This window comes from Burkholderia ubonensis, from assembly GCF_902833085.1.
Taxonomy (GTDB): domain Bacteria; phylum Pseudomonadota; class Gammaproteobacteria; order Burkholderiales; family Burkholderiaceae; genus Burkholderia; species Burkholderia ubonensis.
Genome location: NZ_CADFEB010000011.1, coordinates 51,542 through 75,104, shown reverse-complemented (window position 1 = coordinate 75,104; position 23,563 = coordinate 51,542). Strand labels below are relative to the sequence as shown.

Sequence of the window (23,563 nt, the reverse complement as noted above, 5' to 3'; positions counted from 1 at the left end):
GCCGGGCGCGTTACTGCGCCGATGCGAGGTGATGACGCTGCGCGAGCTTCTGTGCGTCGGCGTAATGCGCCTGCAGGATCGGCAGCGCCTGGCGCGCGACTTCCTTCAGCTTCGTGTCGCGGCCCGCCGCGATTTCAGCCTGGAACGCCGAGATCGCCTTCTGCTGGCCGGCGAGCGCAACCTGCTCGATATAGGCCTTGTCGAACTCCGCGCCGCGCAGGGTCTTGATGCTGTCGAGCACGGCCGTGTCCGGATCGTTGTGCGGCACGTCGACGCCGCGCGGGCTCGCGGCGCGCATGGCCTGGATGATCTTTTCATCGTCGGCGCTCACGCGCTGCGCGAATGCCTTGACCTGGCTGTCCGACGAGCGGGAGTCGGCGATTCGCGCCGCGCCGCGTTGCGTCGAGACGGTTTTCGTGCCGTCGTTGATGAACGACTGGTCGGCTTCGTGGAGCCGCGGCGCGCCGGCCGACGGCGCGGTTTGTGCCGGTTCGGCCGGCTGGCCGGGTTGAGCCGGTTGGGCGGTTTGCGCGGTCGCCGTCACGGCGACGAGAAGCAGACCGGCGGCAGACAGCGCAAGGCGCGAAGCGTTCGGAAAACGGTTCATGGGACCTCCTTTCAATCGGGGCTCGAGTTGAGGGACGGATAGTGTGATCCGTAGCTGTGCGAGAGACCGGGCGCGTGCCCGGGCCGGGTTGGACCGCCGCTCTGCCGCGGCGCCGGTCGAAGCGAGTCCCGGCCCGAATGATTCTAGGAGAGGGGTTTGCCCGTAGGTGAAACCGTGCTGTCGCTTGTGTAACGGTTGGTAAGACGAATGGACGCGCGCCGGTTACACGACGTCGAGCAGCGCGTCGAAGCGGGTCAGCAGCGGCGTCGCGCAATGCTTCTGCAACGTGTCGGGCGCGGTGTAGCCCCATGCGACGCCCTGGAACGCGACGTTCGCGCGGCGCGCCGCGTCCGCGTCGCGGATCTCGTCGCCGACGTACAGCACGTCGTTGGTACGCAGCCCCGCGTCGCGCGCGAGCGCGCGCAGCCGGCGCGACTTGCCGAACAGCGGAATGCCGCACGCGAAGTGCCCGACGTGACGGCACGCCTGCGCGCCGAGCCGGTCGCGCACGACCGCCTCGCTGTTCGATGTCGCGATCGCGATCCGCACGCCGCGCGCCGCGAGCGCGTCGAAGGTTTCGGCGACGCCCGGAAACAGCGTCACGTCGGCGATGCGTTGCTGCATCAGCCGGCGCATGTCGAGCGTCACGCGCGGCACTTTCCACGGCGGCACCTCGAGCGCGCGGATGATGTCGCGCGCGGACAGGCCGCGCAGCGTGGCGACGAGCGTGTCGTCGACGTCGCGAAAGCCGTGCAGGCGCGACGCTTGCGACAGCGCCGCGAGGAAGCAGTCGAACGAGTCGGCGAGCGTGCCGTCGAAGTCGAACGCGATCAGTTGGTAGCTCATGGCAGTTGGTGCAACAGTGGCCGCGATTGTAATCGGTTCGTCATGCCGCGATGCGCTTTGCGCGAAACATGCATACCTTATTGCGCGAATTCGCTTGGAGCCTGTGCCGCGCGTCCACTAGCATGACCGCTCCGATCGCGGCGGAGCGCGCCGCGAGGTTTCTCGACACGTATTCAAGGGGGCTCATCATGGCATTGCGTTCGCTCGGCACGTCTTCGATCCAGGTCTCGCCGCTCGTGTTCGGCGGCAACGTGTTCGGCTGGACGGCCGACGAAGCCACGTCGTTCTCGCTGCTCGACGCGCTGGCCGATCACGGAATCAACTTCATCGACACGGCCGACATCTATTCGGCGTGGGCGCCCGGCAACCGCGGCGGCGAATCGGAGACGATCATCGGCAAGTGGCTGAAGCGCCGCGGCCGGCGCGACGACGTCGTGATCTCGACCAAGGTCGGCCTGCTCGAAGCGCGCGCGGGCCTGTCGCGCGACAACATCCTGAAGGCGGCCGACGAGTCGCTGCGCCGCCTGCAGACCGATTACATCGATCTTTATTTCTCGCACGCGGACCTCCCGGATTCCGCGCCGCTCGAGGAAACGCTCGGCGCTTACCGGACGCTGGTCGATGCAGGCAAGGTCCGGATCATCGGCGCATCGAACATCAGCGGCGCGCGCCTGCGCGAGGCCGCCGCGATCAGCCGCCGCGACGGCCTGCCTGAGTATCAGGTCGTGCAGCCCGAATACAACCTCTACGATCGCGCCGAATACGAACGCGACATCGAGCCGGCGGCAACGGAGCTGAAGCTCGGCGTCATCAATTACTACGCGCTCGCGAGCGGCTTCCTGTCCGGCAAGTACCGGTCGACCGACGACCTGACGAAGAGCACGCGCGGCGAGCACGTCGCGCGCTATCTCGATGCGCGCGGGCTGCGGATTCTCGCCGCGCTCGATGCGGTCGCGGACAAGCACCGCGCAACGCCGACGGCCGTCGCGCTCGCGTGGCAGATCGCGCGGCCGAGCATCACCGCGCCGATCGCGAGCGCGACGTCGCTCGAGCAGCTGCACGATCTCGGCGCGGCGATCCGGCTCGCGCTCGACGCGGACGACGTGAAGCGGCTCGACGAGGCCAGCGCGTACTGACCGACACGCGTCGTCGCGTTTTTTCTGTAATCGTTTCGTCAGCTTGCATCGCGCCGGATCGCGGATGAGCCCGCGCGATCCGGCGCGCGCATTTGCAGCGCCCGCGCACAGGCCCCAGAATAGCCGCACCTGGCCGCACCAAGCGGCATTCAGACCAGCATACGGGCAGCGCGTGGGCATCAACTTCGATCTTGCCGACTTGCAGGCTTTCCGGGCGGTGGTTCAGCTCGGCAGCTTCCGCAAGGCGGCGGACGCCATCAACATTTCGCAGCCGGCATTGAGCCGGCGCATCGAGAAGCTCGAGGAGGCGCTCGGCGCGCGGCTGTTCGAGCGCACGACGCGCAGCGTCTCGCTGACGACGGTCGGGCGCGTGTTCGCGCCGAGCGCCGAGCAGGTGCTCGACGATCTCGACGCCGCGCTGCTCGGCATCCGCGACGTGTCGTCGAGCCGGCTCGGGCACGTGACGATCGCGTGCGTGCCGTCGGTCGCGTATTACTTCCTGCCGAACACGATCGCGCGTTTCCGCACCCGCTATCCGAAGATCCGCATCAAGCTGATCGACGCGAGCGCGAACGAGGTGCTCGACGCGGTGGTGAGCGGCGAGGCCGATTTCGGCGTCGGCTTCATGGGCAGCCAGGAGGCGGACGTCGAGTTCACGACGCTGCTCGAGGAGCGCTTCGTCGCCGCGTGCCGGCGCGACCATCCGCTCGCCGCGAAGAAGCGCGTGACGTGGCGCGAGCTGTACGAATACGACTACGTGTCGGTCGACAAGACCTCCGGCAACCGGCTGCTGCTCGACCAGGCGCTGGCGGGCATCGCGCCGCGCGCGCCGAGCGTCTGCGAGACGCGGCACGTGACGACGATGCTCGGGCTCGTCGAGGCGGGCCTCGGCGTCGCGGCGGTGCCGTCGATGGCGATGCCGCTGCCGACGCATCCGATCCTGACGAGCGTGCCGCTCGTCGAGCCGGTCGTCACGCGGCGCGTCGGCATCGTGCGGCGGCGCGGCCGCACGCTGACGCCGGCCGCGCAGGAATTCCTCCAGCACGTGCTCGAGGACCGCAAGCCGGCCGCGCGGCGCAAGCGCGCGGCGGGGGATCACGCGTGACGCTGCTGCGGCCGCTCAGGCTGCTGTACGTGCAGGTGCTGGTCGGGATGGCGCTCGGCGTCGCGGTCGGGCACCTGTTTCCGCATGCGGGCGTCGCACTCAAGCCGCTCGGCGATGCGTTCGTCGCGCTCGTGCGGATGATGGTCGCGCCGATCGTGTTCTGCACGATCGTAACCGGCATCAATGCGCTCGGCGACGGCGCGCGCATCGGCCGCACGATCGTCAAGGCGCTCGCGCTGTTCTACGCGCTCACCGCGGCCGCGCTCGCCGTGGGGCTCGCGATCGCCTACGCCGCGCGGCCGGGCGACGGCCTGCATGTCGCGGTACGCCATCTCGATGCGTCGGCGCTCGCCTCGTTCACGGCACGCGCGCCGGCTGCGGGCGTCGCGTCGTTCCTGCTGCAGATCATCCCCGATACGCTCGTCGGCGCGTTCGCCGCCGGCGAGGTACTGCCGGTGCTGCTGGTCGGCCTGCTGTTCGGCTTCGCGCTCGCCGCGACCGAAGGGCGCGACGGCATCGTGCATGCGTTCGTCGAGGGCATCGCGCGCGTGCTGTTCCGCATCCTCGCGCTCGTGATGCGGCTCGCGCCGCTCGGCGCGTTCGGCGCGATCGCGTTCGCGGTAGGGCGCTTCGGCATCGATTCGCTCGGCTCGCTCGGCAAGCTGATCGTCGCGATGTATCTCGCGTGCGCGCTGTTCGTGATGCTCGTGCTCGCGCCGCTCGCGCGCCTGCACGGCTTCTCGCTGTGGCGGCTGCTGCGCTATCTGCGCGAGGAGCTGCTGATCGTGCTCGCGACGTCGTCGACGGAGCCGGTGCTGCCGCGCCTGCTCGTCAAGCTCGAGGCGCTCGGCTGCGACAAGGGCGTGGTCGGGCTCGTGCTGCCCGCCGGGTATTCGTTCAATCTCGACGGCACCGCGATCTACCTGACGCTCGCCGCGCTGTTCATCGCGCAGGCGTGCGACGTGCCGCTGTCCGCCGCGCAGGTCGCGACGCTGCTCGCGGTGATGCTGATCACGTCGAAGGGCGCGGCGGGCGTGTCGGGCAGCGGGCTCGTCGCGCTGATCGCGACGCTGACGGTGGTGCCCGACCTGCCGGTCGCGGGCGTCGCGCTGCTGGTCGGCATCGACCGCTTCATGTCGGAGGCGCGCGCGTTGACGAGCGTGATCAGCAATGCGTGCGCGGTCGTCGTCGTGTCGATCTGGCAGCGCAGCTGCGATCGCACGCGGCTGCGCGACGTGCTCGACGAGGGGAAGCGGGAGCCGGCGCAGGGCGTTTAGCGGCGCGGGCAGGGCGCGGTACGGCTTCACACGATTCGATATTTCGACTATTATCGAAAAATGGAAACGAACCAGACCATTGCCGCGCTTGCGGCGCTCGCGCACGAATCCCGGCTCGCCATCTTCCGCGCGCTGGTGCAGGCGGGGCCGCAAGGCCTGCCGGCCGGCCAGATCGCCACGCTGCTGGACGCGCCGCCGTCATCGCTGTCGTTCCACTTGAAGGAGCTGGCGCATGCGCAGCTCGTCACCAGCCGCCAGGAGGGCCGCTTCGTGATCTATTGCGCGAACTTCGCGACGATGAACGGCCTGCTGGCGTACCTCACGGAAAACTGCTGCGGCGGCAATCCCTGCTCGCCGGCGGCCGCGTGTTCCACGACCGGCGAGCGTCGCCCATGACCACCAACGTACTGATCCTCTGCACCCACAACTCGGCGCGCAGCGTGCTCGCGGAAGGGATGCTCAATCATTGGGCCGCGAAGCTCGGCAAGGACGTGCGCGCATACAGCGCCGGCAGTGCGCCGAGCGGGCGGCTCAACCCGTTCGCGCTCGACGCGCTGACGCGCGCGGGCGTCGACGTCGGCGGCTGCCGCAGCAAGAGCTGGGACGAATTCGTCGGCGACGGTGCGCCTGAAATGCACATCGTCATCACGGTGTGCGACAGCGCGGCGGCGGAGACCTGTCCGTACTGGCCCGGCAGTCCCGTCAAAGTGCATTGGGGCTACGCCGATCCGTCGAACGCGCCGGGCGGCGACGACGGCAAGCGGCTCGCGTTCGAGCTCACCCGCCAGGCGATCGGCTATCGCATGCTGCAGATGCTGATGCTGCCGCTCGATCGCATGGGCAATGCGGAACTCCAGACGGCCCTGGCCGACATCTCGCAAAACTGATCGGATACCTGAGCATCGAGCCGTCCCATGAACACGTCCAACGTCGCCCCGCCGGAAAGGGCAGCCGCCAAGCCCGCCATCAACTTCTTCGAACGCTATCTGACCGTGTGGGTCGCGCTGTGCATCGTCGCCGGCATCGCGCTCGGCCAGGCGCTGCCCGACCTGTTCCAGCGCATCGGACGCATGGAATACGCGCAGGTCAACTTGCCGGTGGGGCTGCTGATCTGGGTGATGGTCATCCCGATGCTCGTCAAGGTCGACTTCGGCGCGCTGCATGAGGTCCGCCAGCACATCAAGGGAATCGGCGTCACGCTCGTGGTCAACTGGCTCGTCAAGCCGTTCTCGATGGCGTTTCTCGGCTGGCTGTTCATCCGGCAGCTCTTTGCGCCGATGCTGCCGGCCGATCAGCTCGACAGCTACATCGCCGGCCTGATCCTGCTGGCCGCCGCGCCCTGCACGGCGATGGTGTTCGTCTGGAGCCGGCTGACCGGCGGCGATCCGTTGTTCACGCTGTCGCAGGTGGCGCTGAACGACAGCATCATGGTGATCGCCTTCGCGCCGCTGGTCGGCCTGCTGCTGGGCATTTCCGCGATCACGGTGCCGTGGGCCACGCTGCTCACGTCGGTGGTGCTCTACATCGTCATTCCGGTGATCCTCGCGCAGATCTGGCGCAAGCTGCTGCTCGCGAAAGGGCAGGCGGCGTTCGATGCCGCGATGGCGAAGATCGGCCCGTGGTCCATCACCGCGCTGCTGGCCACGCTGGTGCTGCTGTTCGCGTTCCAGGGCGAAGCGATCCTGAAGCAACCGCTGGTGATCGCGCTGCTCGCGGTGCCGATCCTGATCCAGGTGTTCTTCAATTCGGCGCTCGCGTACTGGCTGAATCGCACGGTCGGCGAAAAGCACAATATCGCGTGCCCGTCGGCGCTGATCGGCGCATCCAACTTCTTCGAGCTGGCGGTCGCGGCCGCGATCAGCCTGTTCGGCTTCCATTCCGGCGCAGCGCTGGCCACCGTCGTGGGCGTGCTGATCGAAGTGCCGGTCATGCTGCTGGTGGTGCGCATCGTCAACCGGTCCAAGGGCTGGTACGAGCGGGCTTGAGCACACATGAGAACCCAACGATGACTGACCTGCCTCAACTCGACGCGTCACTGTTTCGCGTGCCGGACGCCAGCCGGTTGCGGCCGGCGTCGCCGTCGACCCATCCGCCCCGGTTCCTGCTCCTGTACGGGTCGCTGCGGGAACGTTCGTTCAGCCGCTTGCTGATCGAGGAAGCCGCGCGGCTGCTGGCGGCGATGGGCGCCGAGGCGCGCGTGTTCAATCCGAGCGGCTTGCCGTTGCCCGACGATGCGCCCGAGAGTCACCCCAAGGTCGTCGAGCTTCGCGAGCTGGTGCAATGGTCGGAGGGCATGGTGTGGTGCTCGCCCGAACGGCATGGCGCGATGACCGGCATCATGAAGTCGCAGATCGACTGGATTCCGCTGTCGGTCGGCGCGATCCGGCCGACCCAGGGAAAGACGCTCGCCGTCATGCAGGTCAGCGGCGGCTCGCAGTCGTTCAACGCCGTGAACCAGATGCGCGTGCTGGGCCGCTGGATGCGCATGCTGACCATCCCGAACCAGTCGTCGGTGGCGAAGGCGTTCATGGAGTTCGACGAAGCGGGGCGGATGAAGCCGTCCGCGTATTTCGATCGCGTCGTGGACGTCATGGAGGAACTGGTCAAGTTCACGCTGCTGACCCGCGACATCGGCCCTTATCTCGTCGACCGGTACAGCGAACGCAAGGAAAGCGCCGAGGCGCTTTCGACGCGCGTGAATCAGGCCGGCATTTGAACGGCTCGGGCGCCGGGGCCGCACCGCGTCCGGCGCTTCAGCGCGTCGTCACCGAATCGAGCCCGGTCGCCTGCACGACCGGCTGCGCCTGCGGCGACGCGAGATAGTCGAGCAGCTTCTTCGCGTTCTCAGGATGCGCGGCGCCGACCGGAATGCCGCCCGCGAAGCGCGTGACCGACTGCACCGCTTCGGGCACCTTGCCGACGTACGTGACGCCCGGCACCGGCAGCAGTTCGCTGACCTGCTGGAAGCCGATCTCATAGTCGCCGTTCGCGACGACCGACGCGACCGGGATCTTCGGCACCATCGACGCCTTCGGGCGGACCTGCGCATCGACGCCGAGCTTCCTGAACATTTCCTGCTCGATGTAGACGCCGCTCGCGCTGTCCGAGTACGCGACCGACTTCGCGCGCAGCAGCGCGTCCTTCAGCCCGTCGACGGTGCCGATGTCCGGTTTCGGCGCGCCTGCGCGCACGACCATGCCGATCCGCGAATCGGCGAGCTCGACGCGCGACGCGGGCATCACCTTGCCTTCCCGGATCAGCTTGTCGAGCGCGTAGCCGACCATGATCACCGCGTCGGCCTGCTCGCCGTGCGCGAGGCGGTTCGGAATCGCCTCCTTCGACTGGCCCATCGACGGGCCGCGGATCGTGTCGAGCGTGTCGCCGGTCGCGGCGGTGAAGCCCGGGCCGAGCTGCTGGTAGGCGGCGGTGAAGCCGCCGGAAATCATCACGCGCAGTTCGGCGGCGCGGGCCTGGAGCGCGACGGCGGCGAGCGTGGCGGCGGCGAGCCAGATTGCCGCGCGGCGGGTGAGCGGTTGATGGTTCATCTTGCGGATTCCGGAAGTCGGGAGAAAGCGCGGCGCGCCGGCGCCGCGCGTGAGTGAGCAGCCGGGGCCGATCACGCGGCGCGCAGCGCGTCGCGGCGGCGGCTGTACAGCAGCACCGTCGCGCCGAACGCGCACGCGGCGGCGAAGCTCATCCAGAAGCCGGGCGCGGCCTTGTCGCCGGTCGAGTGGATCAGCGCGGTCGAGATCGCGGGCGTGAAGCCGCCGAACACCGCGGTCGCGAGGCTGTACGCGAGCGAGAAGCCGGCGACACGCACTTCGGCGGGCATCAGCTCGGTCAGCGCGGCGACCATCGCGCCGTTGTAGAGGCCGTACATGAACGACAGCCACAGCAGCACCAGCAGCATGTTGACGAAGCTCGGCGCATGCGCGAGCAGCGACAGCGCGGGGTACGCGGTCAGCACGTTCAGCGCGGTCATCGCGAGCAGCACCGGGCGGCGGCCGAAACGGTCGGACAGCGCGCCGCCGATCGGCAGCCAGATGAAGTTCGACACGGCGACGCACAGCGTCACGAGCAGGCTGTCCGCAGTGCTCAGATGCAGCACGGTCTTGCCGAAGGTCGGCGCGTAGACGGTGATCAGGTAGAAGCTCGTCGTCGTCATCGCGACGAGCAGCATGCCGCCGAGCACGACGGCCCAGTTGCGCGCGAGCGTCGCGAACACCTCGCGCATCGACGGGCGATGGCGGCGCTGCGCATATTCTTCGGTTTCCTGCAGATTGCGGCGCAGCATGAAGATCGCCGGCACGATCAGGCAGCCGACGAGGAACGGCACGCGCCAGCCCCACGCGGCGATCTGCGCGGCGCTCAGCCACTGGTTCAGCGCGAAGCCGAGCGCGGCCGCGACGACGATCGACACCTGCTGGCTGGCCGACTGCCAGCTCGTGTAGAAGCCCTTGCGGCCGGGCGTCGCCATCTCCGCGAGATAGACGGACACGCCGCCCAGCTCCGCGCCGGCCGAGAAGCCCTGCAGCAGGCGGCCGGCGAGCACGGCGGCCGGCGCGAGCAGGCCGATCGACGCGTAGCCGGGCACGAACGCGATCAGGATCGTGCCGCTCGCCATGATCGACAGCGTGACGATCAGCCCCTTGCGGCGGCCGACCTCGTCGATGTACGCGCCGAGCACGATCGCGCCGAGCGGACGCATCAGGAAGCCCGCGCCGAACACCGCGAAGGTCATCATCAGCGACGCGAATTCGCTCGTCGACGGGAAGAACACCGACGCGATCTGCGTCGCATAGAAACCGAACAGGAAGAAGTCGAACTGCTCGAGGAAATTGCCGGCGGTGACGCGGAATACGGCCGCGGCCCTGGACGGGGCGGGGGTGGCCACGGAATGTGACATCGGGTTGTCTCCGGATATTTCATTGGACGACGTCCGGGCGGCGCCGGAACGATGCACACATGGTGGTCCGGATCGGCGGCTGCGTGAAGTGCATTTTTTCGAAGGATTGATGCGTGTGGGCTATCAATCGGCGGGCAAGCCGCTCGAAGTAAACTTGTAGATGTCATGACATGTTAGTAGTATTCGCTACATGGATACTATCTCGACCTGGTCGCTCCTGGTTCTGACCCTGCCGACGGAGAACGCGACGGCGCGCATGCGCTTCTGGCGCGCGCTCAAGGCAAAGGGCTGCGCGGTGCTGCGCGACGGCATTTACCTGTTGCCGCATACGGACGAGCGGGAACGCATGCTGCGCGACCTCGCGGGTGCGATCGCCGAGAGCGGCGGCACGGCCCACCTGTTGCGCGCGCCGAGCCTCGACGCGTCGCAGGAAGGGGAATTCCGCGCGCTCTTCGATCGCGACGAGGAGTACGCCGCCTTCAACCTGACGCTCGCGGAAGCCCGCAAGACGCTTGCCGGGCAGTCCGCCACCGAACTGGCGCGGCTGCTGCGCCGCCTGCGCAAGGATTTCGACACGATCCGCGCGATCGACTACTTCCCGGGCGACTCGGCAACCCGGGCCGAAGTCGCGTTGCAGGATTTCGTCGCGCTCGTCGACACCGTGCTGTCGCCGGGCGAGCCGCACGCCGCGGCGCGCGCGATCCGCCTGCTCGCGATCGACGCGTACCAAGGGCGCACCTGGGCGACGCGGCAGCGCATGTGGGTCGATCGCGTCGCCAGCGCGTGGCTGATCCGCCGCTTCATCGACGCGCGCGCTCGCTTCATGTGGCTCGCGTCGCCGGCGGATTGCCCGCCTGACGCGCTCGGCTTCGATTTCGACGGCGCCGCGTTCACCCACGTCGGCGAGCGTGTGACGTTCGAGGTGCTGCTCGCGAGTTTCGGGCTCGACAAGGAGCCTGCGTTGATGCGGCTCGGCGAGATCGTGCACGCGCTCGACGTCGGCGGCCCGGCCGTGCCCGAAGCGGTCGGCTTCGAGGCCGTGATGGCCGGCACGCGTCAACGCGCCGAAAACGACGATCAATTGCTGGAGCAGATGGGCGCGGTGCTCGACGCGCTGTACGCGCACTTTGCGTCGAATGGAAAGAGCGAAACCGGAGGACGTTCATGACCACGACGATCGCCACGAACGCGCCGACCTACACGCTGGGCCAACTGGTCGGATACATGCTGCGGCTCGGGACGTTCGGCTTCGGCGGCCCGGTCGCGCTCGCCGGCTACATGCGCCGCGATCTCGTCGAGAAGCACGGCTGGATCACCGAGGCCGACTACAAGGAAGGGCTCACGCTGGCCCAGCTCGCACCGGGGCCGATGGCCGCCCAGCTCGCGATCTATCTCGGCTTCGTCCACTACCGGATCCTCGGCGCGACGCTCGTCGGGCTCGCGTTCGTGCTGCCGTCGTTCCTGATGGTCCTCGGGCTCGGGTTCGCGTATGCGCACTTCGGAGGGCTGTCATGGATGCAGGCGGTCTTCTACGGCGTCGGGGCGGCGGTGGTGGGCATCATCGCGATGAGCGCATACAAGCTCGCCACCAAGACCGTCGGCAACGACAAGCTGCTCTGGGCGATCTTCCTGACGCTCGCGGCCGTGACCTTCATCACCGAATCGGAAATCGCGTGGCTGTTCATCGTCGCCGGGCTGATCGGCTGGTTCTGGCGCGCTCCGCCGAAATGGCTGCACAAGGGCGGCCTGAATGCACTCGCCGGCGCGAACCTGCCGGCGGCAACCGGCTTGCTGAGCGGCATCGATCTGCCGCAACTCGTGCAGATCGGCGCGTTCTTCGCCAAAGCGGGCGCGTTCGTGTTCGGATCGGGGCTCGCGATCGTGCCGTTCCTGTACGGCGGCGTCGTGACCGAACATCACTGGCTCAACGACAAGCAGTTCGTCGACGCCGTCGCGGTCGCGATGATCACGCCGGGGCCGGTCGTGATCACGGTCGGCTTCATCGGCTATCTCGTGGCGGGCCTGCCCGGCGCGTGCGTGGCCGCGCTCGGCACGTTCCTGCCTTGCTATCTGTTCACGATCATCCCCGCGCCTTACGTGAAAAAGTACGGCCACCGGCCCGACGTCAAGGCGTTCGTCAACGGCATCACGGCGGCAGCGGTCGGTGCGATCACAGGCTCCGTGCTCGTCATCGCGAAGCGCTCGATCGTCGATATTCCCACCGCCATCCTCGCCGTTGCAACGGTCGTGCTGCTGTGGCGCTTCAAGAAGCTGCAGGAACCGGTGATCGTGATCGCGGCGGCACTCTTCGGGCTGGTGGCTTACCCGTTGCTTCATCGTTGACGCGCATTGCCAGACAGGAGAGGCGCCGTGCAATGGATCACGCGTGAACGACTGAAGATCGATTGCACTGGATCTTGCGTACATTCGGACAGGAGAAGCACGATGAAATGGATCACGCGGGAACGGCCGAAGATCGATCGCATCGCTTGCCCGTGGCTGATTGCCCGCTTTATCGACGAGGCCCCCGAGTTCCTCTATGTCCCGGGCCCGGAAGTGATGCGGTTGGCGGAGGAAACCGGCGCGATTCCTTACGACGTGCCGGACGTCGAACTTGGACACCACGGCGACCGTTGCAGCTTCGATGCGTTTCTCGACAAGTACCGGCTGCATGACCCGGCCTTGCTCAACCTTGCCGGGATCGTTCGCGGCGCGGACACCGGGCGGCTCGATCTCGCGCCGGAAGCGACCGGCCTGTATGCAATCTCGATCGGCCTTTCCAGGAACTTCGCCGACGATCACGAGCAGCTACGGCACGGGATGGTGATGTACGACGCGCTCTACGCATGGTGTCGACGCGATGCACGTGCCTAGCGGCCGCATGGCCGTCTCGTTCGCGTTACGTCTTTCACGCCGGTTCCTTCCGGCCGGCGTCGACCATGCCGCGTGGATCATCCTTGTGAGCCGCGGTCTGCGCGGGTTCTGTGACGGGTTCATCGCGGTGCTGCTCCCCGCGTACTTGCTGTCGCTCGGCTTCGCGCAAATCGGCGTCGGATTGATCAGCACCGCGACGTTGATGGGGTCGGCTGTCGCGACGATCGCGGTCGGCGTGGTGGCGAGCCGCATTCCGCATCGTCGGATGTTGACGCTCGCAGCTATCCTGATGGCCGCCACCGGCGTCGGCTTCGCCAGCCTGTCGACCCTGTGGCCGCTGCTCGTCGTCGCCTTCGTCGGCACGCTCAATCCGAGCTCCGGCGACGTCAGCCTCTTTTTGCCGCTCGAGCAGGCGCGTCTTGCCGAAGCGGCAACCGGTGACGCGCGGACCGCGCTGTTTGCCCGCTACAGCCTGGTCGGTGCTATATCGGCTGCATTGGGCTCGCTCGCTGCGGGCCTGCCACTTTGGCTTGCTTTACACACCGGGATGTCGCTGCTGGCCGCGATGCGCGTGATGTTTGTCGTGTATGCGGCGACAGGCCTCGCGGTCTCCATGCTGTACACCAGATTGCCGCGTACAGGATCGCACGCGGCGACGGCCGCGCCTCCGCTCGGGCCGTCACGGCGCATCGTCACGCGGCTCGCGCTGCTGTTCAGCGTCGACGCGTTCGCGGGCGGCCTCGTCGTCAACTCGCTGCTGTCGCTCTGGCTGATGCAGCGTTTCGGGTTTTCCGTCAGCGCGGCGGGCCGGTTCTTTTTCTGCACCGGCCTGCTCGCGGCAGGCTCCCAACTTGCTGCGGCGCCGCTCTCTCGCAAGATCGGCCTGCTCAACACGATGGTCTTTACGCACATTCCGTCGAGCGTTTGCCTGATCGGCGCTGCCCTGGCGCCGTCGCTGCCGGTGACGTTGGCACTGCTGCTGATGCGCAGCGCCTTGTCGCAAATGGACGTGCCGACCCGAACCGCCTACGTGATGGCCGTCGTCACGCCGGCGGAGCGCCCGGCCGCCGCCGGCTTCACCTCCGTGCCGCGCAGCCTCGCGGCGGCGGTCGCACCGACGCTGGCCGGCGGCTTGTTCGGCCTCGGATGGCTCGGCGCGCCGCTCGTGGCATGCGGTGTGCTGAAGATCGCGTATGACCTGTCGTTGCTCGCTGCTTTTCGCCATATCGGGCTCCAAGAAGAGGAGCGGCGATAGCGGCGTGGTCGCAGGAGGAAATCGTGAGACACCTTCGAAATCGGTGCGTCGTATTTCTGCTGCTCGTCGCACTGTCCGCGATACTTGGGGCGTCGAGCGTGCTCGTCCGTCACGTTTTCGCGGCGGGCGACGAAGCCTCGCTCGGCAGCCTGCCCTTGAAGCACGTCGCGGACATCCCGCTGCCCGGCCGCCCGACGCGGCTCGACTATGCGAGTCTGGACCCGAGCCGCAACCTGCTGTTCATCGCGCACCTCGGCGACGGGGAAGTCGTTGTTTTCGATACGCGTGCGTCGCGCGTGACCGCGCGGATCGCGGGCGTATCGTCGGTGCACGGCGTGCTCGCCGTTCCGGAACTGTCGCGCGTGTACGCATCTGCGACCGGCACCGACGAGATCGTCGCGATCGACGCCGCGACATTGAAAATCGTCGCCCGCATGCCGGGCGGACATTACCCGGACGGGATGGCCTACGCGCCCGACGTGCGCAAGCTGTACGTCTCCGATGAATACGGGAAAACGGAAACCGTCATCGATGTTGGGAGCAATCGCCGCGTCGCCACGATTGCACTCGACGGCGAGGCCGGCAATTCGCAATACGACCCGGTCTCCCGCCATGTGTTCGTCAACGTGCAGACCCGCCGTCAGCTGGTCGAAATCGACCCGGCGACCGATCGCGTCGTCGGCCGCTTCGATTTGCCGGGCGCCAAAGGCAATCACGGCCTGTTGATCGATGCGCGCGACGGTCTCGCGTTCATCGCGTGCGAAGGTAACGACAAGCTGATCGTGTTCGATTTGCATACGAAGCAGGTTGTCCGGTCATTCGATGTCGGAGCCGATCCGGACGTGCTGGCGCTGGATCCGGGGCCGGGCACGCTTTACGTCGCGGGTGAAGCCGGCACGGTTTCGATGTTCCGCGTGCGACGCGCCGACGTGGCCGGGATCGGCAAAGGCCGCGTCGGACCCAATGCGCATGTCGTCGCCGTCGACGCGACTACGCACCGCGCGTATTTCCCGCTGATGCGGGTCGACGGGCGGCCGGTGCTGCGTATTTTCCAACTGCGATAAGGCGCGGCCTATCGAGCAGTCTGGACGATTCGCTGGAATAAGGCGGCCTGCTCGTTCGTTTAGGTCATCAGTGAAACGCGTGACGCTGCCCGTCTTCCCGGCCGCGGGCACACGCATTTCGCCAGATACCCTGACGCCCGATCCAATGACGACGGACACGCGCAACGTCGGGCGTCATCCTGCAGGCGGGAGGCGCGTGAAATGAAACACATGGTGCTACGGCTCCTTCCGGCGATCCTGTTGGCCGGGACAGGGTGCGACGGTCTGGAGCAGTCCCGGGCAATCGACCGTCCGGCCGTCGCGGGAAGAACCATCGCGCAGCAGGTGTGTTCGAACTGTCACGGCGCGAACGGCATCTCGGTATCGCCCATGTTTCCCAAACTGGCCGCGCAGCCGCGCGAGTACCTGATCGCCCAACTCACGGACTTCAGGAATCATCGTCGCGCCGACCCGAATGCGCAGAAATACATGTGGGGTGTCTCGCGCTTGAGCGACACGCAGATCGAGCAGCTTGCCGCGTACTTTTCCAGCCAGCCGCCTGCGCCCGGCAAACCGGGCGATCCGCCACGCGTCGACCTGGGCCGGGCGATATTTGCGTCAGGCTTGCCCGACCAGGGCGTGGCTGCATGCATCACCTGTCATGGCTTGCACGGCGAGGGCGCAGGTGGCGTGCCGCGACTCGCCGGTCAGCACGCCGATTACATCATGAAGCAACTATTGGTTTTTCGACACAGCGGACAACGGCCGCGCGGCGAACCGATGAAGGCCGTCTCGGACAATTTGTCCGAGCAGGAAATGCGAGCGGTAGCGGCTTATCTGGAGACGCTTGCGACCGGCCCGCTGCGAAAAACGAGTGAAGTGACCGGGACGGAATAAACACGGCCGCCCGTCCGTTTACTAGCGGTCCTTTCGCATTCGGAGCGCAATCATGAAACGGGTCCATTGGGTACTCGGCGCTGCATTGGCGGTTGTCGTGCTGGCGAGCGTCGTCGCGTGCGGCGGAGGCTCCTCCCATATCAGGCAGTACGCGGTCAGTGCGCTGGTCTCCGACGGCGCGCTTCCGGCTGCTCACGTGGATGCCAACCTGAAGAATCCGTGGGGCGTTGCCTTCAATCCCAAGGGCTTCGCATGGGTCGCGGACAACGGCACGCAGCACGCGACGCTCTACGATGGCAACGGCGTGCCGCAGTCGCTCGTCGTGACGATTCCGCCGGGCTCGAGCGGCGACCCCGACCCGACCGGCATCGTGTTCAACGGCACGACCGACTTCGTGGTGGCCCAGGGCGACAAATCGGGGCCCGCGGCCTTCATCTTCGTGGGCGAGGGCGGGACCATGACCGCATGGTCGCCGGCGGTCAACCCGACGTCGGCCGTCACGGTGTTCGACAGCGGCGGCGCTGCCGTCTACAAGGGGCTCGCGATGGCCAGCAACAACGGCGCGAATTTCCTGTACGCGACGGACTTCCACAACAACCGGATCGACGTGTTCGACCGGACCTTCGCCAAGGTCACGGCGGCCAACGCGTTTCAGGATCCTGCGCTGCCCGCGGGATTCGCGCCGTTCGGCATCCAGGCGATCGGCTCGAAGCTGTTCGTCAGTTATGCGAAGCAGGACGCGGCGGCGCACGACGACGTGGCCGGCGCGGGCTTCGGCGTGGTCGACGTATTCAGCCCGTCGGGACAATTCCTGCAGCGCTTCGTCACGGGCGGGCCGCTGAATGCGCCGTGGGGCATGGCATCGGCGCCCGCGGACTTTGGCCGCTTCAGCAATGCCGTCCTGATCGGCAACTTCGGCGACGGCATGATCCACGCATTCGATGCGACTTCCGGGATCATGCTCGGGACTCTCGAGAACGGTGATGGCAGCGCGATCGTCGAGGCGGGGCTGTGGGGCATGGCATTCGGCAATGGCCTCGACAGTCAGCCCACCAACACGCTGTTCTTCGCCGCGGGGTCCAACGGCGAAGCCGACGGCCTCTACGGCCGCATCGACGTCGGTCCGTGATCGCGGGTGCGCCCGCCGGGAGATATACTGGCCGACATCAAACGCGGTTCCGGAACGCCTGATGTCCAGCCAGCCCGCCACGCTCCCGACATTCCTGAAATCGATCGACGCCGACAAGGCGACGCTCGATGCCGCGCGTCCGCTGTCGCCGCAGGCGGTTGCGTCGTTGCGCGACGCGCTCGTGCGGGAATGGGCCGGTCATGCACGCGCGATCGAGGGCGGCGCCCCGACGCAGCACGAGACCCGCGCCGTGCTCGAATGCATCACGATCGACGGGACACCCCTGCGCGCACATCTCGACGCGACGCATCATCGCGACGCAATCGGCTATGTCGAAGACATCGTGTCGAAGCGCGAGGCGCTGTCCGAGCGGCAGATCCGCAATCTTCACCGGCTGGTGCTGAACCGGATCGGCGACGGCGAAGTGCGGCGCTACCGCCAGGAGAACGTCGCGATCGCGGGCGCGAGCACGGTGCCGCCCGGCTTCCTGGACCTGCCCGCCGACATGGCGGCGCTGATCGGCTGGTATCGCGAGGCCGGCGGGCTGCACCCGGTCGTGCGTGCGGCCGAACTGCATGCGCGGCTCCTGAAGATCCATCCGTTCGTCGACGGCAATGGCCGGACCGCGCGGCTGATGCTCGCTTTCGAACTGATGAAGGACGGCTATCCGCCGGCGATCATTCGCGACGAAGACCGACCTGCCTACCACGACGCGCTGGACCGCGCGTGCGCCGGCGGCGAGTTCGACGACATCGCGCGCGTGGTCGCGGAAGCGGTGCGGCGCGCGCTTCATCTGTATCTCGACGTGCTCGGGCTGCGGTATGCCGCGCAGCCCGACGCCGATCATTTTCCCAACCACTCCAACGGAGAGCCGACGTGCCCGCTGCCACCCCCGCCACGCTGAGATTTTCGACCGACAAGCACGAACTCGACGTCGACGCGATCTACGACTTCCTGCATCGCGAAGCGTACTGGTCCAAAGGGATTCCGCGCGACGTGTTCGACCGCTCGATCGACGGCTCGCTGTGCTTCGGCGCCTACGTCGGCGCGCGGCAGGTCGGGTTCGCGCGGCTCGTCACCGATCACGCGACCTTCGCGTACCTGTGCGACGTGTTCGTGCTGCCGGCCGAACGCGGCAAGGGTTACGGCCGCGCGCTGATCGACCACGTATTCGCGCAGGACATGGTGCAGGGGCTGCGCCGCATCATGCTCGTGACGACCGATGCGCACGCGCTGTACCGGCCGGTCGGCTTCGAGCCGCCGTCGCATCCCGAGCGGCTGATGGAATTGCGGCGGCCCGACATCTACACGGCGCGTTGACGCGCATACAATACGCGCTTTTCGCCACGCAGAAGGAAGCACACCATGACCGAACAGGAAGCCGAACAACTCGCGACCCACCGTCATTACAAGGGCGGCCTGTACCGCATGATCGGCGTCGCACGCCATTCCGAAACGGAAGAATCGGTCGTCGTCTACGAGCACCTGTGGCCGCACGCGCGCGGGCTGTGGGTGCGCCCGGAAGCGATGTTCAACGAAACCCTCGAGGACGGCACGCCGCGCTTTCGCAAGCTGCGCGACTGAGCGTCGCGCGCGGGCGGCATGCGGCCCTCAGCCGGCGCCGCCCGTCCGTTCCCCCGCCGCGCCTTGCCGCAGCGCGAGCAGGAAGAACCGCCGGATCTCGTCCATCAGGTCCGCGCGCGCGGCCGCGAAGTCGAATGCGCGCCGGCCTTCGTGCGCGTAGCGCTGTCGCCAGTCGTTCGCCGCATTGCGCGCCTCTCGCGCCCGCAGCGCGTCCAGTTCGGGCGTGCGCAGCGCGTGATCGGCGATCAGCGTCACGCCGTCCCGGCTCACCTCCAGCACGCCGCCCGCGACGAGAATGCGGCGGTGCTCACCGGTCTTCGCATCGCTGATCGTCACGACACCGGGCCGCAACCGCGTGAAGAGCGGCGCATGATGCGGATGGATGCCGAGTTCGCCGCTCTCGCCGGGAACGGTCACGGCGCGCGCGACGCCGGAAAACAGCTCGTTCTCGATGCTCAGGATGTCGAGCTGCAGCACGGGGATGGTTTCCATGATGCGCCTCCTTCAGACGGCCGCCGCGCCGGCGACGATCTCGCACAGCTCGGTGGTGATCTGCGCCTGCCGGGTCTTCTGGTACAGGTTCCGCAGGTCGCGCAGCACGCGGTCCGCGTTGTCGGTCGCGGTCTGCATGCTGAACATCCGCGCGCATTGCTCGCACGCGTAGTTCTCGACGACGGCCTGATAAAGCACCGCCTCGACGTAGCGCAGCAGCATGGTGTCCGCGACGGGGCGCGGCGCCGGTTCGTACAGGTAGTCGGATGCCATGCCGCCGGCATCCGGCGCATCGTCGAGGCCGACGACCGGCAGCACCGTGTCGATCCGCGGTTCGTAGGTCAGCGCGCTCGTCAGCCGGTTGTACGCGACGCGCACTTCGTCGAGCTCGCCGTTGATGAACGCGGTCAGCGGCACGAGCAGCGCGCCGAGCAGCGCGTCGAAACGCGGCTCGCCGGCGAGGCTGCCGGTGCGGGCGGTGATGTGCGCGCCGTAGCGCGACAGCGGCGCGACGCCGCGCGCGCCGATCACGCTCAGCTCGAACTCGATGCCGGCCCGGTCCCATTGCTCGAGCGCGTCGACGCAGTGGACGAGGAGCCGCGCGTTGAGCGGGCCGCACAGTCCGCGATCGGTGCTGACGACGATCAGGCCGATGCGGCGCACCGGGTCGCGCCGCGCCATCAGCGCCGACATATAGTCGGGCCGGTCGCGAATCAGGCGCTCGGCCATCGCTTTCACCTTGGCGGCGTAGGGGCGGAAATCGCGCGCACGCTTCTGCGCGCTCGCCATTTTGGTGCGCGCCATCATCTCCATCGCACGCGTGATCTTGCGCGTGGACGAGGTGCTGGCGATCTTCGAGCGGATTTCACGGATATGCATGAGTGTCCCGGCGGAAAGGGTGCGGCGGTTGCGGTGCGCATGCCGTCGCGGACGAAACGATGCTATCGGGACTTCTCCTGACATATCTGACCAATGTCAAAAAACCGTCGCCGAATTCGCACAAGAATGCATTGCAGCATGCAGCACGTTCCCCGCCCACATGACAAGGGAGCCTTGCCCGATGTCCGATTCCGTCGATTCCCGCCCGCACCAGAAATACGACGCGCTGATCGCGCGTTGCCGTGCGCTTCCCCCGGTCAAGGTCGCGGTCGCACATCCGTGCGACGACGTCTCTCTGCGCGCGGCCGTCGATGCCGCGCGTGCCGGCATCATCGAACCCGTGCTCGTCGGCCCCGAGGCGCGCATCACGGCGCTCGCCGCGTCGCTCGGCATCGGCCTGTCCGGCTACCGGCTCGTCGATGCGCCGCACAGCCACGCGGCGGCGGCGCGCGCGGTCGAGCTGGTGCGCCTGGGTGAAGCCGACGCGCTGATGAAGGGCAGCCTGCACACCGACGAGCTGCTCGCCGAGGTCGTGCGCGACGGCGCCGGCCTGCGCACCGAGCGTCGTCTCAGCCACGTGTTCATCATGGATGTGCCGACCTATCCGAAGCCGCTGTTCATCACCGATGCGGCGGTCAACATCCGTCCGACGCTCGAGCAGAAGGCCGAGATCGTGCAGAACGCGATCGATCTCGCGCGCGTGCTCGGCATCGACCGGCCGAAGGTCGCGATCCTGTCGGCGGTCGAGACGGTCACGTCGAAGCTGCCGTCGACGATCGACGCCGCGGCGCTCTGCAAGATGGCCGAGCGCGGCCAGATCACGGGCGCGGCGCTCGACGGCCCGCTCGCGCTCGACAACGCGATCAACCTGGAAGCCGCGCGGCTCAAGCATCTCGGCTCGAGCGTCGCGGGCGATGCGGACATCCTGCTCGCGCCCGATCTCGAAGCCGGCAACATGCTCGCGAAGGAGCTGACGTTCCTCGCGAACGCCGATGCGGCCGGCATCGTGCTCGGCGCGCGCGTGCCGATCATCCTGACGAGCCGCGCCGACAACGAGCGCACGCGGATGGCGAGCTGCGCGGTGGCGGCGCTCTACGCGCACGCGACGCGCGCGTCGGCCGGCCGCACCGGCATCGCCGGCCTTGCCGACATCGATGGGGCATCGCGATGAAACATCCCGTTCTGGTGCTGAATGCCGGCTCGTCGAGCCTCAAGTTCTCCGTCTACGACACGCTGGAAGACCGCTCGCTCGGCGCGGGCGTCCACGGCCAGGTCGACAGCCTGCACGACGCGCCGCACCTGGTCGTGAAGGACGCGCGCGGCGCGACGCTGGCCGACCACCCGGTCGCGGGCACGGGCCACCACGGCGCGATCGAGGCGCTGCATGCATGGTTCGCCCGCCATGTCGGCGACGACGCGGCGTTCGACGGCGTCGGGCACCGGGTCGTGCACGGCGGCCGGTATTTTTCCGCGCCGGTGCGGATCGACGACGACGTGCTCGCGAAGATCGCGTCGCTGTCGCCGCTCGCGCCGCTGCACCAGCCGCATCACGTCGAGGCGATCCGCGCGGTGAGCGCGCTCGCGCCCGACCTGCCGCAGGTTGCGTGCTTCGACACGGCATTCCATCACACGCTGCCGGCGCTCGAACGCGAATTCGCGCTGCCGCGCGCGCTGACGGAGCAGGGCATCATGCGCTACGGGTTTCACGGGCTGTCGTACGAATACATCGCGACGGCGCTCGCCGCGCTCGACGCGTCGTGGGCGCAGCGCCGCACGATCGTCGCGCATCTCGGCAACGGCGCGAGCCTGTGCGCGCTTGCGGAAGGCCGCAGCGTCGCGACGACGATGGGGTTCACCGCGGTCGACGGGCTGCCGATGGGCACGCGCACGGGCACGCTGGACCCGGGCGCGATCCTGTATCTGCTGCGCCACGAAGGACGCACGATCGACGAGGTCGAACACCTGATCTACGAGGAATCCGGCCTGCTCGGCGTGTCGGGCCTGTCGAGCGACATGCGCACGCTGCTCGCGAGCGACTCGGCGGCGGCCGCGCATGCGGTCGACCTGTTCGCGTATCGCGCGGCGCGCGAGCTCGCGGCGCTGGCCGGCGTGCTGGGCGGCCTCGATACGCTGGTGTTCACCGCCGGCATCGGCGAGAACGCGCCCGCGGTGCGCGAGCGAATCTGCCGCGCGGCGGGCTGGCTCGGCATCGAGCTCGACGCCGCCGCGAACGCCGGCAACCGGCCGGTGATCTCGGGCGGCGCATCGCGCGTGACGGTGCGCGTGATCCCGACCGACGAGAACCTGATGATCGCGCGGCACACGCGCGGCCTGCTGGACCGCTTGTCCATTTGAACCGCCTGTTCCGCTTCCGGAGAACCCATGACTCGTACCCCGCCCGCCGGCGTGCCGTTCCCGATTCCCGCGCTGCCGATCTTCTGGCCGATGGCCGCCGCCGCCGCGATGTTCGAGGCCGGCACGGAACTGACCGCGCGCAACCTGCACTTCCTCGCCGAAGAGGAAAAGCTGCATTTCGAGATGCATCCCGCACTCGCGTCCGCGAACCGGCCGCTGCTCGAACTGCGCACGATGATCTTTCGCGACTATTCGGACGGCGCGGCGCGCGGGCTGCCGACGATCGTCGATGCGCCGTATGCGGGGCACAGCGCGATGATCGCCGACTACCAGCCGGGCCAGAGCCTGATGCAGACGCTGCGCGAGCACGGCGTGAGCCGCCTCTACCTGACCGACTGGCGATCGGCGACCGAGGACATGAAGGATCTCGAGATCGACCAGTACCTGGCGGAGCTGAACGTCTGCGTCGACGAGCTCGGCGGCCGCGTCAACCTCGTCGGGCTGTGCCAGGGCGGCTGGATGGCGGCGATGTACGCGGCGCGCTTTCCGCACAAGGTCGCGAGCCTCGTGCTCGCGGGTTCGCCGATCGACACCGACGCGGGCAACGGCCCGATCCGGCAGATGGTGCACACGTATCCGACGTCGTTCTACGAGGAGCTCGTGGAAATGGGCGGCGGGCTGATGCGCGGGCGCTTCATGCTGCGCGGCTGGAAGAACATGCATCCGGACCAGCACTACCTGGCCGAGCACGTCGACCTGTACGAGCACATCGACGATCCGGACTACCTGCGCAAGCAGGAGGCGTTCGCGAGCTGGTACGAAAGCCCGATCGACCTGCCCGGGCGCTGGTACCTGCAGGCGATCGTGCAGCTCTTCAAGGAGAACCGGCTCGCGAAGGGCACGTTCGTCGCGCTCGGCCGCACGCTGAACCTGAAGGACGTGACCTGTCCCGTCTACCTGCTCGCGGGCGAAGCCGACGACATCACGACGCCGGAGCAGGTGTTCGATGCGGTCAAGTATCTCGGCACGCCCGCGGCGCAGGTGACGAGCCGGCTCGTGCCCGGCGGGCACATCGGCCTCTTCATGGGGTCGCGGACGCTGAAGGACGCGTGGCCGGACATCGCCGCGTGGATCGCGGCGCAGGCGTAGCCGGGGCGAAGCGTCGTTGCGGCGGCGGA

26 protein-coding genes are annotated in these 23,563 nt (G+C 67.9%); 20 read left to right on the top strand and 6 right to left on the bottom strand.

Going from position 1 to position 23,563, the window contains the following annotated elements; genetic code table 11:
* Positions 1–10: 10 nt before the first annotated feature.
* Positions 11–607: a DUF4142 domain-containing protein gene (locus HWX31_RS28550; RefSeq protein WP_042588338.1), complete on the bottom strand. Its 597-nt coding sequence runs from the start codon at positions 605–607 to the stop codon at positions 11–13.
* 222 nt (positions 608–829) lie between these two features.
* Positions 830–1,453 (bottom strand): HAD hydrolase-like protein, encoded by a 624-nt coding sequence (locus HWX31_RS28545; protein ID WP_174965208.1) that lies wholly within the window; start codon positions 1,451–1,453, stop codon positions 830–832.
* Positions 1,454–1,641: 188 nt separating this feature from the next.
* Between HWX31_RS28545 and HWX31_RS28540 the strand changes: the two genes are divergently transcribed.
* The 7 genes from HWX31_RS28540 (at position 1,642) to arsH (ending at position 7,687) form a co-directional block, all read left to right on the top strand.
* On the top strand, positions 1,642–2,589 hold the full coding sequence (locus tag HWX31_RS28540; RefSeq protein ID WP_174965209.1) for an aldo/keto reductase: 948 nt from the start codon (positions 1,642–1,644) through the stop codon (positions 2,587–2,589).
* A gap of 172 nt (positions 2,590–2,761) precedes the next feature.
* Entirely contained in the window at positions 2,762–3,694 is a 933-nt protein-coding gene (locus tag HWX31_RS28535; protein WP_174965210.1) for a LysR family transcriptional regulator, read from the top strand.
* Positions 3,691–4,971: a C4-dicarboxylate transporter DctA gene (gene dctA / locus HWX31_RS28530; RefSeq protein ID WP_174965211.1), complete on the top strand. Its 1,281-nt coding sequence runs from the start codon at positions 3,691–3,693 to the stop codon at positions 4,969–4,971. The genes HWX31_RS28535 and dctA overlap by 4 nt, the downstream gene beginning before the upstream one ends.
* A 60-nt stretch (positions 4,972–5,031) precedes the next feature.
* Complete coding sequence (locus tag HWX31_RS28525) at positions 5,032–5,367, top strand: ArsR/SmtB family transcription factor (RefSeq protein ID WP_010093897.1); 336 nt, start codon at positions 5,032–5,034, stop codon at positions 5,365–5,367.
* Positions 5,364–5,858, top strand: a complete 495-nt coding sequence (locus HWX31_RS28520; protein WP_174965212.1) for an arsenate reductase ArsC — start codon at positions 5,364–5,366, stop codon at positions 5,856–5,858. The genes HWX31_RS28525 and HWX31_RS28520 overlap by 4 nt, the downstream gene beginning before the upstream one ends.
* A gap of 27 nt (positions 5,859–5,885) precedes the next feature.
* Positions 5,886–6,956 carry an ACR3 family arsenite efflux transporter gene (gene arsB, locus HWX31_RS28515; protein WP_174965213.1) on the top strand — a complete coding sequence of 357 codons (1,071 nt, stop codon included), beginning with the start codon at positions 5,886–5,888 and terminating at the stop codon, positions 6,954–6,956.
* Between the two features lie 20 nt (positions 6,957–6,976).
* The gene (gene arsH, locus HWX31_RS28510; RefSeq protein WP_174965214.1) at positions 6,977–7,687 is read left to right on the top strand and encodes an arsenical resistance protein ArsH; all 711 of its coding nucleotides are present in this window, start codon (positions 6,977–6,979) and stop codon (positions 7,685–7,687) included.
* A gap of 37 nt (positions 7,688–7,724) precedes the next feature.
* Here arsH and HWX31_RS28505 read toward each other — a convergent pair whose 3' ends face one another.
* Together HWX31_RS28505 and tcuC are read right to left on the bottom strand one after the other, a co-directional pair.
* Positions 7,725–8,516: a substrate-binding domain-containing protein gene (locus HWX31_RS28505; RefSeq protein ID WP_174965215.1), complete on the bottom strand. Its 792-nt coding sequence runs from the start codon at positions 8,514–8,516 to the stop codon at positions 7,725–7,727.
* A 71-nt stretch (positions 8,517–8,587) separates the two neighbouring features.
* Complete coding sequence (gene tcuC / locus HWX31_RS28500; RefSeq protein WP_174965216.1) at positions 8,588–9,877, bottom strand: MFS transporter; 1,290 nt, start codon at positions 9,875–9,877, stop codon at positions 8,588–8,590.
* Between the two features lie 190 nt (positions 9,878–10,067).
* Here tcuC and HWX31_RS28495 point away from each other — a divergent pair, with 190 nt between their 5' ends.
* The 10 genes from HWX31_RS28495 (at position 10,068) to HWX31_RS28450 (ending at position 18,659) form a co-directional block, all read left to right on the top strand.
* The gene (locus HWX31_RS28495; protein WP_174965217.1) at positions 10,068–11,045 is read left to right on the top strand and encodes a chromate resistance protein ChrB domain-containing protein; all 978 of its coding nucleotides are present in this window, start codon (positions 10,068–10,070) and stop codon (positions 11,043–11,045) included.
* Positions 11,042–12,220, top strand: coding sequence for a chromate transporter (locus HWX31_RS28490; protein WP_174965218.1), 1,179 nt, complete (start codon positions 11,042–11,044; stop codon positions 12,218–12,220). Before HWX31_RS28495 ends, HWX31_RS28490 begins: the two co-directional genes overlap by 4 nt.
* Positions 12,221–12,322: 102 nt before the next feature.
* Positions 12,323–12,751: a chromate resistance protein ChrB domain-containing protein gene (locus HWX31_RS28485; RefSeq protein WP_174965242.1), complete on the top strand. Its 429-nt coding sequence runs from the start codon at positions 12,323–12,325 to the stop codon at positions 12,749–12,751.
* Positions 12,738–14,006 carry an MFS transporter gene (locus HWX31_RS28480; RefSeq protein WP_174965219.1) on the top strand — a complete coding sequence of 423 codons (1,269 nt, stop codon included), beginning with the start codon at positions 12,738–12,740 and terminating at the stop codon, positions 14,004–14,006. The genes HWX31_RS28485 and HWX31_RS28480 overlap by 14 nt, the downstream gene beginning before the upstream one ends.
* A 23-nt stretch (positions 14,007–14,029) precedes the next feature.
* The gene (locus tag HWX31_RS28475) at positions 14,030–15,070 is read left to right on the top strand and encodes a YncE family protein (RefSeq protein ID WP_174965220.1); all 1,041 of its coding nucleotides are present in this window, start codon (positions 14,030–14,032) and stop codon (positions 15,068–15,070) included.
* A gap of 201 nt (positions 15,071–15,271) precedes the next feature.
* Complete coding sequence (locus HWX31_RS28470) at positions 15,272–15,946, top strand: c-type cytochrome (protein ID WP_174965221.1); 675 nt, start codon at positions 15,272–15,274, stop codon at positions 15,944–15,946.
* Between the two features lie 52 nt (positions 15,947–15,998).
* Positions 15,999–17,075 (top strand): TIGR03118 family protein, encoded by a 1,077-nt coding sequence (locus HWX31_RS28465; protein WP_174965222.1) that lies wholly within the window; start codon positions 15,999–16,001, stop codon positions 17,073–17,075.
* A 61-nt stretch (positions 17,076–17,136) separates the two neighbouring features.
* The gene (locus HWX31_RS28460) at positions 17,137–17,979 is read left to right on the top strand and encodes a Fic family protein (protein ID WP_174965223.1); all 843 of its coding nucleotides are present in this window, start codon (positions 17,137–17,139) and stop codon (positions 17,977–17,979) included.
* Complete coding sequence (locus HWX31_RS28455; RefSeq protein ID WP_174965224.1) at positions 17,952–18,395, top strand: GNAT family N-acetyltransferase; 444 nt, start codon at positions 17,952–17,954, stop codon at positions 18,393–18,395. The genes HWX31_RS28460 and HWX31_RS28455 overlap by 28 nt, the downstream gene beginning before the upstream one ends.
* 45 nt (positions 18,396–18,440) lie before the next feature.
* Positions 18,441–18,659, top strand: coding sequence for a DUF1653 domain-containing protein (locus HWX31_RS28450; RefSeq protein WP_059610126.1), 219 nt, complete (start codon positions 18,441–18,443; stop codon positions 18,657–18,659).
* 27 nt (positions 18,660–18,686) lie between these two features.
* Here HWX31_RS28450 and atpC read toward each other — a convergent pair whose 3' ends face one another.
* Positions 18,687–19,151 (bottom strand): ATP synthase F1 subunit epsilon, encoded by a 465-nt coding sequence (gene atpC / locus HWX31_RS28445; protein WP_174965225.1) that lies wholly within the window; start codon positions 19,149–19,151, stop codon positions 18,687–18,689.
* A gap of 12 nt (positions 19,152–19,163) precedes the next feature.
* On the bottom strand, positions 19,164–20,030 hold the full coding sequence (atpG, locus tag HWX31_RS28440) for an ATP synthase F1 subunit gamma (RefSeq protein WP_174965226.1): 867 nt from the start codon (positions 20,028–20,030) through the stop codon (positions 19,164–19,166).
* Positions 20,031–20,211: 181 nt separating this feature from the next.
* Between atpG and HWX31_RS28435 the strand changes: the two genes are divergently transcribed.
* The 3 genes from HWX31_RS28435 to HWX31_RS28425 are packed head-to-tail and all read left to right on the top strand — an operon-like array spanning position 20,212 to position 23,534.
* Positions 20,212–21,201 carry a bifunctional enoyl-CoA hydratase/phosphate acetyltransferase gene (locus HWX31_RS28435; protein WP_244143866.1) on the top strand — a complete coding sequence of 330 codons (990 nt, stop codon included), beginning with the start codon at positions 20,212–20,214 and terminating at the stop codon, positions 21,199–21,201.
* A complete protein-coding gene (locus HWX31_RS28430; RefSeq protein WP_174965228.1) occupies positions 21,198–22,385 on the top strand; it encodes an acetate/propionate family kinase in 1,188 nt (395 codons plus the stop codon). Before HWX31_RS28435 ends, HWX31_RS28430 begins: the two co-directional genes overlap by 4 nt.
* 27 nt (positions 22,386–22,412) lie before the next feature.
* The gene (locus HWX31_RS28425; RefSeq protein WP_174965229.1) at positions 22,413–23,534 is read left to right on the top strand and encodes an alpha/beta fold hydrolase; all 1,122 of its coding nucleotides are present in this window, start codon (positions 22,413–22,415) and stop codon (positions 23,532–23,534) included.
* The last annotated feature ends 29 nt before the right edge of the window (positions 23,535–23,563 follow it).